Origin of the sequence: Mucilaginibacter sp. UR6-1 (genome assembly GCF_020880975.1) — a bacterium.
Classification (GTDB): domain Bacteria; phylum Bacteroidota; class Bacteroidia; order Sphingobacteriales; family Sphingobacteriaceae; genus Mucilaginibacter.
Genome location: NZ_JAJIWP010000003.1, coordinates 253,703 through 267,297, shown reverse-complemented (window position 1 = coordinate 267,297; position 13,595 = coordinate 253,703). Strand labels below are relative to the sequence as shown.

Below are 13,595 nucleotides of genomic sequence, written 5' to 3'. Positions count from 1 at the left end.
ATTGTTATATTAAACAAAGTACTCAGAATTGCTTCCGAGTACTTTGTTTTATAATTAACCTAACCTTTTACTGCTATTGCAGGATAAGGAGAGATTAGTTTAAGATCTCAGTTACCTGACCAGCACCTACTGTTCTGCCACCTTCACGGATAGCGAAACGTAAGCCTTTTTCCATTGCGATAGCGTTGATCAGTTTTACAGTGATCGTTACGTTATCACCTGGCATAACCATTTCTACACCTTCAGCAAGTGAAATTTCACCTGTTACGTCAGTAGTACGGAAATAGAATTGCGGACGGTATTTGTTGAAGAATGGAGTGTGACGGCCACCTTCAGCTTTTGAAAGTACGTAAACTTCTGCTTTGAAATCTGTGTGAGGAGTTACTGAACCTGGTTTACAGATAACCATACCACGACGGATATCAGTTTTCTCAATACCACGTAACAATAAACCTACGTTGTCACCAGCTTCACCACGGTCAAGGATCTTGCGGAACATCTCAACACCAGTAACGGTTGATTTTAAGTTCTCAGCACCCATACCCAGGATGTCAACTTGCTCACCAGAGTTGATCACACCACGCTCGATACGGCCGGTAGCAACTGTACCACGACCAGTGATTGAGAACACGTCCTCAACCGGCATCAGGAATGGAAGATCTGTCAAACGTGGAGGGATAGGGATGTAGTTATCTACAGCGTCCATCAGCTCCATGATTTTACCAACCCATTTCGGATCAGCATTTAAGCCACCAAGTGCAGAACCTTGGATAACTGGAATATCATCACCTGGATATTCGTAGAATGATAATAATTCACGAATTTCCATTTCAACTAATTCTAATAATTCCGGATCATCAACCATGTCAACTTTGTTCATGAAAACAACAAGTGCAGGTACACCTACCTGACGAGCTAACAGGATGTGCTCACGGGTTTGTGGCATCGGACCATCAGTAGCAGCAACTACGATGATTGCACCGTCCATCTGAGCAGCACCGGTAACCATGTTTTTCACATAATCCGCGTGACCTGGACAGTCAACGTGTGCGTAGTGACGGTTAGCAGTTGAATACTCAACGTGTGCAGTATTGATAGTTATACCACGCTCTTTTTCTTCAGGAGCAGAGTCGATTGAATCGAAAGAACGAGCTTCAGATAAACCCGCATCAGCTAATACTTTTGTAATTGCAGCTGTAAGGGTGGTTTTGCCGTGGTCAACGTGACCAATAGTACCGATGTTTAAGTGCGGCTTACTACGGTCAAACTTTTCTTTTGCCATGATTTATATTAATTTGTAGGTTAATTTAACTTTTATAATTCTCTTACCTGAGCCAACAATGGGATTTGAACCCATGACCTCTTCCTTACCAAGGAAGTGCTCTACCCCTGAGCTACGTCGGCTTATATTTTAGTTCCAGTTTACAGTTGCCAGTTTTTAGTTTGCAGTTAAACTGCTTACCGCGAACCGCCTTCTGCATACTGTTAACTGAGCGGAAGACGAGGTTCGAACTCGCGACCTATAGCTTGGAAGGCTATCGCTCTACCAACTGAGCTACTTCCGCTTTTTTTTTAAACTCTAAAATCTAAATCCCAAACCCCAAGGATAACCTTTTGGATTTAGTATTTAGATTTTTAGAATTCATAATGTGGGGGGAGAAGGATTCGAACCTTCGTAGCCGAAGCAACGGATTTACAGTCCGTCCCATTTGACCGCTCTGGTATCCCCCCGTTTTGTTATTCCATATTATTGAAATTAACAAAGAGCCTCCTATCGGGATCGAACCAATGACCTACTGATTACAAGTCAGTTGCTCTACCAGCTGAGCTAAGGAGGCTTATACTTTTCAACCCTGTCCCCTCTGCATCGTCCCGCAATTGTGGGTGCAAAGATATCAATGGTTTATTAATTACAAACTTTATTTTTTTTATTTTAAAGAACGTCCTTTTTCGTGTTGTAGCGTACTCAAAGCACCCTCCCGAAATGGACTGCAAATCTACAAAATTTTAATGCGTCTGCAAATTTTTTAATAAAAAAAATCGGCAGGCAAAATACCCGCCGATTGGCTGTTTGATTTACAGTATTTTACAAATTATATTTCGTACTCAGCATCGGTTAAAATCGACTTTTTGGCCGCTGCTTCGTTGGCATTTTTCTTCTGTTTATGTTTTTCTATTTGTTTGCGTAAGCCTTCAATGGCAAGGTCGGTTGCTTCTTCAAACGTCTTGCATTGCTCCTTGGCAAATAGCTGGCTGCCCGGAAGCTGCAGTTTTATCTCAGTTATCTTGTTTGCTTCGTCTTCAACATTTTCCAGTTTAAGATAAACCTGGCCGCTTACAATATGATCATAAAACGTGTCGAGCTTATCGGCCTTTTTCTGGATAAAGTCTAACAATTTCTTGTCTGCGGTGAAATGGATTGATTGCACTGTGATTTTCATGTTTCCTCCTTTTTATGCCTTGGGATGGGCGAGTTTATAAATAGACTTTAATCGTTCAACAGAGTTGTGTGTGTACACCTGGGTTGCACTGAGATTGGCATGGCCCAAAAGTTCTTTTATGGAATTCAGATCAGCCCCGTTGTTCAGCAAAGCAGTAGCAAAGGTATGCCTCAGCACGTGCGGGCTGCGTTTTTTTTGGGTTGATATATAGGAGAGGTACTTTTGCACTATTAAATAAATTAGTTTCGGATACGCGTTTGCTCCTTTATTTGTAACGATCAGCGTTAACAAATTGTTATCAAAATTTTGATTTTTCTTTAACGCCACATAATCAGCAAGTAACAATGCCAATTCGCGGTTAACCGGTATAATGCGTTCCTTATTTCGTTTGCCCAAAACCTTTATTGTGCCTTCATAAGGGTTAAAGTCGGTTTCTTTAAGCCCTAAAAGCTCGGCCAAACGTATGCCTGTACCAAATAAAAGCTCTATCACCAGCTTATCGCGCATGCCTTCAAAACCATTATCAAAAATGATGTCGCTGTTTAGCATTATGGCCAGCTTGGCATCCTCCACCACTACGGGCAGGTTTTTAGCTATTTTAGGTGTATTAACTTTTGCTGCCGGATTGGCCGTAATAAGTTGCTCCTGTAATAAAAACTTAAAGTATTTGCGCAGGGTGGCTATCTTGCGGTTTATGCTGCGCGGGCTGCGCTTGTCCTCATCCATAAGGGCAACCATCCAGCCCCGAATATCATGATGGGTAATATCGGCGGGGTTTTCGGGCGGGTGCCCATCCCCTGTTAAATGAGCGAAGAATTGTTCCAGATCTGTACGGTACGCCACAACGGTGTGCGGCGAGTATCGCTTCTCAAACTGTAAGTAATTTATAAAACGCTCTAAAAACATAAAAACTATTTGCGCATCCGTAAAATTGAATGTACAAATAGTTTTTAATATGTTTTATAGAAAAACTGAAATTCTTATCGGCTGAAAGAATTACGCAGTAGTATCTAAGTTTAAACCTTGTTTGTAGATAGCGTTTTTAACTACCGTACGGCGGGTAACTGATTTTTTCTCGAAAGCCTGACGACTACGAAGTTCTCTAAGAACACCAGTTTTTTCAAATTTCTTCTTAAAGCGTTTTAACGCCTTGTCTAATGATTCGCCTTCTTTAACGTTGATAATGATCATATACTCCTTAATACCTCCTTTCAGGGACGACAAAGGTAGGAATTATGTTTATATTTTAAAAATACTAATTTGGTTTTATTTTAGTGACTAATAAGTACTTGCATTTTTAATACTCGGCCAGTACTATTATGGTATCGCTTAAAGGCTTTATGCGCTCACGGCCATTTAAAAAACCGAGCCCAACCACAAAGGTAAAACCGGCTACTTTGCCGCCCATTTCCAGTATCAGCTCGCTTGCCGCACTTACCGTACCGCCTGTTGCCAGCAGGTCATCATGTATCAGTACATGGCTGCCGGGCTCAAAAGCATCGGTATGCAATTCAATAGCAGCGCTGCCGTATTCCAGCTCATAAACCTTTTGAGTAACCGCATGTGGCAACTTACCTGCTTTGCGCACTGGCACAAAAGGCACGCCCAGTTTATTAGCCAGCGTAAGGCCGAATAAAAAGCCACGGCTTTCAATACCAGCAACTACATCTATTTGCAGCCCTTGCAGCTTTGCTACAAATTCATCCGTTATGCTGCCGCATAAACCGGCATCCTTTAATATGGGGGTTATATCCTTAAACACAATTCCCGGTTTCGGAAAATCCGGAATATCGCGTATGGCTTGCTTTATTTGCTGCTCTATCATTTATATATGAGGTATGGCTTTATTTGTTGTATAGTTCGGGGGTCTAATATCACAATATCCGCCAAATCATCGGCAGATAAATATTCGCCGTGCTGCACACGGTACTGCACAATGGCATTTGCCTGTTTATAATTAAGGTACGGCAGGCGGTTTAATTCATCTGCTTCGGCCATATTAACGTTTATCTTTTTTACAGCATGTGCATCTACCCGTAACTGATCACTTATCACGGCATACTTTTCGGCATTAAGGCCATAAACTTCCATCAGTTGCTGCTTGGTGTTGTAGCCACCAAGCAATGTACGGTATTTGATTATGCGCGATGCAAATGCAGGGCCTATACCGTAAACTGTAGTTAACGTGGCCGAGTCGGCATGGTTAAGTTCAACCGGTACAATAAGCTTTTGCTTATGCGGATAGGCGCCACCTTTTACGGGCAGATCAATAAACGGTTCAAGCTGTTTATATTTTTCGGGTGATATGGTGTAAAGTTTAGCCACATCAGCCTTACTGTAAAAACGCCCTCCTTTTTGTTTATAGTGCATAATCACTGCTACCTGGCGCTCACTTAAACCCAGATTACGCCAACCTGCAGATGATAAGGTATCCGGGTTGAACTTTGATATTGTTTTAATAAAATTATGGTGCTCGCCCGCTGTCGAGCTTAAGTGCTTTGATAAGGTTATGATTTGCTTTTTATCGATAACGGGTTTGGCATAACCGTTAAAAGCATTTTTAATAAATGGCACCGCGGCTACAATGATGAACAATACAACCAACCCGTTCCACGTTTTCTTGCTTATTGCCAGATGATTTAAAAGATATGCCATTATAGCGTGTGTTGAACAGCCGATATTTAGATAAAATTGCGGATATTTAGTTTTTTTGTAGACAAATTACCTGATCATAAAGACAGATGAAGATAATAACTACCGACGAATTTGCAAAGGCGACCAAACTGGACAAACTAAAAATGCCCGGCCTGGCCTCATTGCTGATGGAGTTGATGAAAATAAACCAGGTGAACGATTTGTTTGCCCAGGCCCAGCCCAAACAAGGGCCTGATTTTGTAGATGCCATACTTGAAGGCTGCGGGGTAAGTATTGAATATGATGAGGCCGACCTGAAACACATACCCAAGGATGGCGGCTTTATAGCCATTGCTAATCACCCTTACGGAGGTATTGAGGGCATGGTACTGCTTAAAATACTTTGTACTGTTAGGCCTGATGCCAAAATAATGGCCAACTTTCTGTTAAAAAAGATACCTAACCTGGCCGATTATTTTATCGCTGTTAACCCCTTTGAAAATGTTGAGCATTCATCAAGCATAAGTGGGTTAAAAAGCACACTCGAACTATTAAATAATGGCACACCGCTGGGCATCTTCCCGGCAGGTGAGGTATCAACCTTTAAGTTTGATAAGCGCGAGGTTACCGATCGGCTGTGGCACCCTGTGGTGGGTAAAATAATAGCCAAGGCAAAACTGCCCGTTGTGCCTATCTATTTTCATGGCAATAACGGCTTGCTGTTTAATTTGCTAAGCATTATTCATCCAACGTTACGCACAGCCAAGTTACCATCTGAGCTTTTTAACAAGCAGGGGCATACTATTAAACTTCGTATTGGTAAACCAATACAATATGCTGATATACCCGACAACAACAACGGCCCAAAACTACTTAACTTTTTGCGCGCTAAAACTTATGCGCTGGGCGCCGGCCTTGCCGAAGAGAAAAAGCTGTTTAGCCCAAGCAACCTGTTTAAGATACGTAAAACGCCTGAGCAGATAGTTGCTGAAACTGACGCTGCCGTAATTGAAAAAGAGATTGAAAGTCTACGCGAAACCTATCGTTACGTTGCTGAGGGCACGTATGAGTTGTTTATTGCACCTCCATCAACCGTACCTTGTATCATCAGGGAGATAGGCCGGCTGCGCGAGATCACCTTTAGGGATGTTGGCGAGGGTACCAACAAGCAAATAGATTTGGATGAGTATGATATTTATTACCACCACCTTTTTATTTGGGATAATGATGCTAAAAAAATAGTAGGTGCTTACCGCATAGGCCTTGGCGACGAGATATTTTACAGCATGGGCAAAAATGGTTTTTATGTAGCCGAGCTGTTCAAAATAAAATCGCAGTTGATGCCGGTGCTCAGAAAAAGCCTTGAATTGGGCCGCTCATTCATCCGTAAAGAGTATCAGCAAAAGCCGTTGCCGCTGTTCCTGATGTGGAAGGGTATATTCCGTTACCTGGTTGAAAACCCTCGCTACCGTTACCTTATCGGGCCGGTAAGCATCAGCAACTCGTTCTCCAAGCTATCTAAATCACTCATCGTTGATTACATTAACCGCAATCATTTTGACCATGAATTGGCGCAGTACGTAAAACCACGCAAAAAGTTTAAGGTTGATTTCTCAAGCGTAGATACTGACATATTAAAAGGCGGCGAAGATAACTTTAAGATGCTGGACAGTATTATATCTGACATTGAGGTGCGCAGCATGAAGGTACCGGTATTACTCCGCCAGTATATTGGCCTCAACGCCAAGATAATTTGCTTTAACATTGACCCTAAGTTTGCCGATTCGCTCGACGGTTTCCTGGTGCTTGACCTGGAGAAGGTACCGCAGGAAATGCTGGAGAAGCTGGCAAAGGGATCTTGATTTTATCACCAAACAAAAAATGCCCCTGTTAACATAATTAACAGGGGCATTTTTTTATCCTAAATTGTAAACTGACCTGAATTAGTTTACTACAATATTTTTAGTTGCAGTTACTTCTGTAGTATACTTTCCGCCAGAAATAGTACATTCTAAACGATAATTACCTGCAGGTAAACCAAAATCATACAAAGCCGGATTGCTGCCTGACTCCTGGTAGTTATAAGTTGTACCATTTATGCCGACCGCTTTCCATGCGTAAGTAATACCTGCTTCGGCCGAGATATAGCTTGAACGGAAGGTTACTGATGCTGAAGAGCTGAATGTAGCCGGACCGTTTATATATGAATTGATCACACTGTTGGCGTTAACAGGATATCTCGAGTTAAAATAAGTTACATCATTTGCGAAAGGTAAACCATAGTTACCAACCAAGTAAGACCACGCACTTGTGACCTCAAATGCCCTGCTCATTATAGAGTTTTCATGATTAGGTACTGTTGAAGATGTATGACCTAATGCCATTGTATGAGCAATAGCATGAAAAAGATGTAAAATATCGTCACCACTTGGAGCAAGCGTGTAACCTGGGTTGGTATTTACTATGATTTCACCACCCGGATTTCCGTTACCTTTTACCCATTCAGCCTCAAACGGAATTTTAGTAGGTGAAACCGGAAGTGAAGCACCTTTAACTACAACATCGACCCGTGGTGCAATACTATAAGTGAAACTATCATATATAAGATTTATTTTGATATCTGTATTAGCTGTATTCCATACACGGGCAGCCTCCAAAATGCCATTATACCAGTTACTGCTTGACCAAACCGAAGCATCAACCTTTATATTTATATTATGATCGTAAGTGTTGTTTACCCCATAATAAGGATTTGTTACAGCTAATAAAGCTTTGGTAATCCTTATATCACCCTCTACAACATAATAGGTAGAAAAGGTTTGCATACCTATTGTAGAAAATCCCATATTCTGCATTTTAGTAATATCTGTAGGCGGATTAGGGTTAGTAGGATTGGTTGGGTTAGTAGCAGTTGCACTTATACTATAAGTTGTGGTTGAATTTGATGTAACCGGGTTGGTAGATTTTACACCCTGGCTCCATAAGTAATATGAATATTTTAAAAATATCAACCCGCTGGTTTTATTTGCAGGCAATTTAGCTTCAAGACCTGTTTTGCTATATACCAAAGGATTGTTTGTTGAAAAGTCAGACTCGGTTACACGAAAAGGATCAGATATTGCAACATTATCACTGGCACCTGGGCTGCTTGATGCTGAATACATTACTGTAACTGTCCAGTCAACTTTTTCTGGTTGATTTTGATTATTTACATTTATATACTGCCTTGTAATATCAAAATCTACTTTAAATGTAGTTATAACACTTGAGTTAGGCACATTTAATTTACCCGAAACAAGGTAAGTTGACTGTATTTGAAATTTTGAAAGTGCACTTGAAAAAGCCTTACTGGCTCCAAACAATGAAATAAAAAACAAAGAAATAATAAAATACTTTTTCATGATAGGTACAGGTTAAATTAATTTGTTTGAGATTCGTATTTTGCTTTGTATTCATTAGCTTGATCATAATTCTTTTCAACTGAATCTCGCTTTAATTTCAACTGGCCGAACAAAGTATATTCTTTTGATATTGCATCATAGGTAATATTTGCTGTATCAACACCAAATGATATTGACATAAATTTTTTGATCGCCTGATCTTTTGACTTGCCTGCTTCTATTGTTAATACTGAATCTTTATTTGTTGCAGATGGTTCAACATTTTGATTTTTTTCGCAAGCAGAAAAACTTAAAACACAGATAGTGCTCAAAGTGAATAATATTGACTTATTTTTCATGGTAATTAAGATTTTAGTTTAGGAATGTTAAGCCTGATAGGTTTGGCACATAGGTGTGTACCGCATTGGGAAGTGTTGCTTGGTATTTATTCGCTCAGACTAATAACTCATAAATACAAAAGCATATAAATTACTTTTTGTCCATGTGATATTATTAAGGTTCGGGTTATTTAGGTGTGATTTAGAAAAGGTAAATGTCAAAAATCAGTGCCTCTGTTTTTATGCCGGGGTTGTATCTGTTATAGCTTAAAAAAAGTATACCTATAAAAAATAAGGATTTATTATTCCAAAGATTCTGTGATACAGATTAGATATAGGTTTAAAAAAAAAGAACTGCAATGGTTCTTTATTGCAGTCCTTTTATGATTAGTATTTAATTATTTTAATCCAGATATTATCTGCTCCAAGATACCCATGCAGCTTTTGTCCAGTCATTTGCCGGATCAACAGCACCAAGGTAAGTTACTTTGGTAAAGAAAGCATCATTGATTGAGCCTTCAAATTTAGCAGCAGTAGTTAATGCAGGTGTACCTGTTTTTGGAGCCAGGTTTGGCGTTGCATTATTGAAAGGATCTGTTAAACCTACGGCAGCAGCATCAGTATATGATTTTGTACCATCACGGCCTTCAACAAGCGTTTTTAAACCAGCGGCATCAATTAAAGCTGTGTTAGTTAATTTATCAACCTTGTAGTTTGCACCGTATGATTGCAGTAAGCTGTTTTTAAAACCACTTTCGCCAGATATGTAGTAACTTGCAGTTACATCGTTATCAATAACGATACCTGCTTTTTGGCCACCCATTACCACTGAATTAGCCAGGATAAATTTAGCACCTCTTCTGAAACGGGCATTGTTACCATAATCAGTTGATGTACCGGCTGCATTGTTAGGACCAATAGCAGTAAAGTTTGACATCAGCGGGAAGGTGTTTGGAGTTAACAAATAACCTTTAGCATCAGTAGTGTTATCAAACTCAAAGTTGTTTGAAATATCACCGCTTGTACCTTTGTTATCAGTAAATGCAGGATCTTTTACCGATACAGCAAACTGAATTTTACCATGGTAACCGTCATCAAAGTCAAAATCATCATCAGCGCAATTGTAAGCGATAAGATATTTTGCGTTGAATGAACCACCAAAGAATTCAAAGGCATCATCAAGGCCACGTACAATCTGAACGTGATCAACAGTAGTACCGCTACCTACAGTGTACATACTTAAACCGTTCACCTCATCACCAGGGTTAACCGCTTTACCAGCGTATTCAATACGTACATATTGTAATATACCTGAGTTATCAGCATCGTTATCACCACCAAAAGACTGGTGATTAACATCAACACCACCTTCAATTACTGCGTGGTTACCATTACCTTTAGCTCTACCAACAAGTACTAAACCACCAAAGTCACCAGGTTTTTTCTCAGTTTCGTTCGAGGTAAATACAATTGGTTTATCAGCAGAACCTGCTGCTTTAATTTGAGCGCCTTTGTAAATGATCAATACACCGGCAGAATCTTTATTACTTACTATTTTAGTACCCGGATCAATTGTTAAAGTAGCACCGTTATCCACATACACATAGCCTCTTAAACGGTAAGTATTCTCGGCAGTCCAGTGAGTATCTTTGGTAATAGTACCTCTTACATCAAGGTTACCACCTGCCGGAGGAGTAGGAGTTGGATCATCATTGTTGCTGCTTGAGCAAGAAGCTAAAGCCATCAATCCCGCAATTCCAAATAAATAAAAGTGTTTTTTCATTTGTCTGTTTCTAATTTTGATCAAATATCCCATTAGGATGTTAACTTAACTTAAAGTGTAGTTAATCTTAAAATTATGCTTGGGTTAAGCCGCTGTTAAATGCAGATTATTTAAAGTTATATTTAAATGAAAGTGTTGAGCTAAAACCGTAGTAACGATTTTGTATAATCCTGTCTTCGCTTGGGTTGTAAGCGGTTTTGCTTTGATCGCCATAATTATAATACAGCGCGTTGGTTTGTGCCAACAGGTCAGACAGGGTTAACTTCAATTCGGCACGTTTGTTAAGTATACGCTTGCTGATCTGGAAGTCTATCACATCACGCGGTTTCTCGTATATATCAATACTGCCGGTTACACCACGGAATCTTAAACGCTCACCTATACGGTTGTACAATACGTTAAATGTAAAGCTGCTGCTTTCAGGAGAGTAATATAAACCTGAGTTGATAAGGTAAGGCGACTGCCCTTGCAGTGGCGTTGATACTTCCCTGTCGGCAAATTTTACCTTTGCATTTATATATGACGCGTTCAGGTAAAAAGTAATGTCGCGGAAAAAGTTAGCATCACTTATAAAGTTAAGCTTCTTCCTTAATTCAACTTCGGCACCAAAATCCTTGGCACTTTCAGCATTGGCGTATGAAAGGATATCGTTGTCAAGGTTGATCTGCTCGATAGGATCCTTGAATTTTTTATAGAATGCTGATACTGATATTATCTCACCACCGGTAGGGAAATATTCAAAACGCAAATCGGCATTGGTAATCACAGCCCTTTTCAGGTTAGGGTTACCGGTTATGTTAAAGTTTGTTTGATAATCAAAGTACCTGAAATCGGCCAACTCCCTAAACTCAGGCCTGTTCAGTGTTTTTGAGAAACTGGCACGTAAGTTTGATTTATCACTCAATGAGTAAGTTAAGTTTGCTGATGGTAAAAGGTCGGTATTAACATACTTGCGTACTGCTTTACCTCGTGCGTCAAGCTGTTGGTTATAATACTCGATACGGGCACCCCATACCAAACGCAGCTTTTCGGTAAGTTTATTGTCAAGCATGGCATAACCTGCACCCTGGTTAGCGGTACCGGTATAATCGGTAGATGACAGATCGAGCCTTGAAAATGCGATGTTGTTTTGCCCGATGCTTTCAGGACTAAAGATATTATCAACAGTAACGCCATTGGTTAACGGAATGCTTTTACCGTTGCCTACAATATCAACATAACCAAGCGCATCAATGGTAAAGTCGCGGTCACGACGATAGCCTAAACCACCTATTTTTAAACGCTGTAATTCATCAAGCCATTTAAATGAATAGGTTGCATTTACTTTTGCCTGGTAAATATTTTCATTCAGTTTTGAGTAAACACGGCCAAGTGTATTTGGCAGCGGGCTGTTTTCGCTTGAAAAAGAGATATACTCAGGCGCATTTTCCGGCGTAAATACGGTTACGATACGCTGATCCGGCTGGTTACGGTATGACAGGCCGTATGAAGCAGCCCAGTCAATATTCAATTTATTTTCGCCAAGCGTGTGCTGACCTTCAAGCAAGGTATTGAAAACACCGTTTTGAGTGCTCTCGCTCGAGAAACCACGGTAAAGGGTTGGCGTGGCATCATTATCACCACGTATCAAACCATTCTTAGTTTCTTCATAGTCTATCTTGAAATCGTTATTGAACAGTGTACGCATGGCCAGCTTATTTTTGCCATAGGTATAACCTAATGTAAGCAAGCCGCCCAGGGTTTTAACATTCGAGAAAACATTACGATCAAAGCTGTACGGAGGCAGTTGCTCACGTGCCGAGATGTTGTATTGTGTACGGTCGCCATCGCTTATACGGTAACCGGTGTTATAATTAAAGGCGAAGTTGTAACCCAGGCGATTTTCATTTTTAAGCGTTTTTGAGTTACCCGTAGCAAACTGCAAGCCTAAATTTGGCAGTGTATTTTGAAGCTGCGAACCGAATGTATTTGGAAACTGCTTAGCTATCTCAATTTTTTGCAGGCTGCTTGTACCTGATGTGTAGTTTGATTTTACATTGGTGTAAGCACTTGGCAATTTGCGTGAGCCGTCGTCAAAACCCAAAAAGTCATACTTACCGTTTGGCTGCGGATCAACAAAATTATCCTTAAAGGTTGATTTGCTGTTATAACCAAAACTTACGGTACCTTCCATAAATTTAGTATCCGGAATGTCGCGGGTTATGGTGTTGATGGCGCCACCGGCAAAATCGCCCGGAAGGTCAGGAGTAGCTGTTTTATAAACTACGATGTTATCAATAAGCGAAGCGGGGATGATATCAAAAGAAAACGCTTTTCTATCCGGCTCTGAACTTGGCAGTAACGAGCCGTTTAGCAGGTTTACGTTATAACGTTCGGCCAAACCACGTATTACTACAAATTTACCATCCTGTACGCTGGTACCGCTTACGCGTTTAAGCACATCACCCGTGTTACGGTCGGGCGAACGGCGGATAATATCTGCAGATATACCATCAGTAACCTGTACACTGTTTTTTTGACGTGAGTATAATGAGGCAACAGACTCCTGCCTGTAAGTAGCTTTAATAACTACCTCGCCCAGCGCGTTCGATGCTGATTCGGTCAGGGTAACATCAAGGTTAGTTACCGCATCGGCCTTAACAATAACATCAGATATCGACTTGGCTTGATATCCTACATATTTTACTTCTACAGTATACTTACCGGGTGCCAAACCACCCAAAACATATCGGCCTTCAACATTGGCCGCGGCACCCTTAGTAGTACCCTGCACCACTACGGTTGCACCAATAAGAGTTTCATTGGTTTTTTGATCGATGATCTTACCGGCAATTTTTCCGGTTGATTGAGCAAATAAGTTATCTGCTGATACGCTTAATGCAAGCAGGATAACCAATAATGATAATAGTTTTTTCACTTGATCTGATTTTTTATCAAGCGCAAATCTATTAACCCAATGTTAGCTGCATGTTACAGGTACATTACCTTAATTTGGTATAAATGTTAATTGAATGTTAAC

At 40.4% G+C, this 13,595-nt stretch carries 11 protein-coding genes and 4 tRNA genes; 1 reads left to right on the top strand and 14 read right to left on the bottom strand.

From position 1 onward, the window contains the following. Positions 1-94: 94 nt before the first annotated feature. From tuf to LJ707_RS11540, 10 genes are all read right to left on the bottom strand, one after another. Positions 95-1,282: an elongation factor Tu gene (gene tuf, locus LJ707_RS11585; protein ID WP_228951082.1), complete on the bottom strand. Its 1,188-nt coding sequence runs from the start codon at positions 1,280-1,282 to the stop codon at positions 95-97. Positions 1,283-1,332: 50 nt separating this feature from the next. Further along, positions 1,333-1,404: transfer RNA gene (locus LJ707_RS11580), tRNA-Thr, on the bottom strand. A gap of 88 nt (positions 1,405-1,492) precedes the next feature. Further along, positions 1,493-1,565, bottom strand: a tRNA-Gly gene (locus tag LJ707_RS11575). 85 nt (positions 1,566-1,650) lie between these two features. Then, positions 1,651-1,731: transfer RNA gene (locus LJ707_RS11570), tRNA-Tyr, on the bottom strand. Between the two features lie 34 nt (positions 1,732-1,765). Then, a tRNA-Thr gene (locus LJ707_RS11565) sits at positions 1,766-1,838 on the bottom strand. A 255-nt stretch (positions 1,839-2,093) separates the two neighbouring features. Next, positions 2,094-2,441 carry a ribosome hibernation-promoting factor, HPF/YfiA family gene (gene hpf, locus LJ707_RS11560; RefSeq protein ID WP_194102319.1) on the bottom strand — a complete coding sequence of 116 codons (348 nt, stop codon included), beginning with the start codon at positions 2,439-2,441 and terminating at the stop codon, positions 2,094-2,096. 12 nt (positions 2,442-2,453) lie between these two features. Continuing rightward, positions 2,454-3,347 carry a tyrosine-type recombinase/integrase gene (locus LJ707_RS11555; RefSeq protein WP_228951080.1) on the bottom strand — a complete coding sequence of 298 codons (894 nt, stop codon included), beginning with the start codon at positions 3,345-3,347 and terminating at the stop codon, positions 2,454-2,456. A 90-nt stretch (positions 3,348-3,437) separates the two neighbouring features. Further along, positions 3,438-3,632 (bottom strand): 30S ribosomal protein S21, encoded by a 195-nt coding sequence (rpsU, locus tag LJ707_RS11550; RefSeq protein ID WP_228952509.1) that lies wholly within the window; start codon positions 3,630-3,632, stop codon positions 3,438-3,440. Positions 3,633-3,738: 106 nt separating this feature from the next. Next, positions 3,739-4,266 carry an adenine phosphoribosyltransferase gene (locus LJ707_RS11545; protein ID WP_228951077.1) on the bottom strand — a complete coding sequence of 176 codons (528 nt, stop codon included), beginning with the start codon at positions 4,264-4,266 and terminating at the stop codon, positions 3,739-3,741. Beyond that, a complete protein-coding gene (locus LJ707_RS11540) occupies positions 4,263-5,096 on the bottom strand; it encodes a helix-hairpin-helix domain-containing protein (protein WP_228951074.1) in 834 nt (277 codons plus the stop codon). The genes LJ707_RS11545 and LJ707_RS11540 overlap by 4 nt, the downstream gene beginning before the upstream one ends. 86 nt (positions 5,097-5,182) lie before the next feature. On the opposite strand from LJ707_RS11540, the gene LJ707_RS11535 reads away from it, so the two are divergent. Continuing rightward, complete coding sequence (locus LJ707_RS11535; protein WP_228951072.1) at positions 5,183-6,937, top strand: lysophospholipid acyltransferase family protein; 1,755 nt, start codon at positions 5,183-5,185, stop codon at positions 6,935-6,937. An 81-nt stretch (positions 6,938-7,018) separates the two neighbouring features. Here LJ707_RS11535 and LJ707_RS11530 read toward each other — a convergent pair whose 3' ends face one another. From LJ707_RS11530 to LJ707_RS11515, 4 genes are all read right to left on the bottom strand, one after another. After that, a complete protein-coding gene (locus LJ707_RS11530; RefSeq protein ID WP_228951070.1) occupies positions 7,019-8,476 on the bottom strand; it encodes a hypothetical protein in 1,458 nt (485 codons plus the stop codon). A 17-nt stretch (positions 8,477-8,493) separates the two neighbouring features. Then, the gene (locus LJ707_RS11525; RefSeq protein ID WP_228951067.1) at positions 8,494-8,814 is read right to left on the bottom strand and encodes a hypothetical protein; all 321 of its coding nucleotides are present in this window, start codon (positions 8,812-8,814) and stop codon (positions 8,494-8,496) included. A gap of 394 nt (positions 8,815-9,208) precedes the next feature. Beyond that, a complete protein-coding gene (locus LJ707_RS11520; protein ID WP_228951065.1) occupies positions 9,209-10,537 on the bottom strand; it encodes a hypothetical protein in 1,329 nt (442 codons plus the stop codon). Positions 10,538-10,682: 145 nt separating this feature from the next. Further along, a complete protein-coding gene (locus tag LJ707_RS11515) occupies positions 10,683-13,493 on the bottom strand; it encodes a TonB-dependent receptor (protein ID WP_228951062.1) in 2,811 nt (936 codons plus the stop codon). Between the last annotated feature and the right edge of the window lie 102 nt (positions 13,494-13,595).

Bases quoted from the DNA above. Each gene is read 5' to 3' on its own strand.
- tuf (WP_228951082.1), bottom strand. From the start codon at position 1,282: ATGGCAAAAGAAAAGTTTGACCGTAGTAAGCCGCACTTAAACATCGGT.
- hpf (WP_194102319.1), bottom strand. From the start codon at position 2,441: ATGAAAATCACAGTGCAATCAATCCATTTCACCGCAGACAAGAAATTG.
- LJ707_RS11555 (WP_228951080.1), bottom strand. From the start codon at position 3,347: ATGTTTTTAGAGCGTTTTATAAATTACTTACAGTTTGAGAAGCGATAC.
- rpsU (WP_228952509.1), bottom strand. From the start codon at position 3,632: ATGATCATTATCAACGTTAAAGAAGGCGAATCATTAGACAAGGCGTTA.
- LJ707_RS11545 (WP_228951077.1), bottom strand. From the start codon at position 4,266: ATGATAGAGCAGCAAATAAAGCAAGCCATACGCGATATTCCGGATTTT.
- LJ707_RS11540 (WP_228951074.1), bottom strand. From the start codon at position 5,096: ATGGCATATCTTTTAAATCATCTGGCAATAAGCAAGAAAACGTGGAAC.
- LJ707_RS11535 (WP_228951072.1), top strand. From the start codon at position 5,183: ATGAAGATAATAACTACCGACGAATTTGCAAAGGCGACCAAACTGGAC.
- LJ707_RS11530 (WP_228951070.1), bottom strand. From the start codon at position 8,476: ATGAAAAAGTATTTTATTATTTCTTTGTTTTTTATTTCATTGTTTGGA.
- LJ707_RS11525 (WP_228951067.1), bottom strand. From the start codon at position 8,814: ATGAAAAATAAGTCAATATTATTCACTTTGAGCACTATCTGTGTTTTA.
- LJ707_RS11520 (WP_228951065.1), bottom strand. From the start codon at position 10,537: ATGGCTTTAGCTTCTTGCTCAAGCAGCAACAATGATGATCCAACTCCT.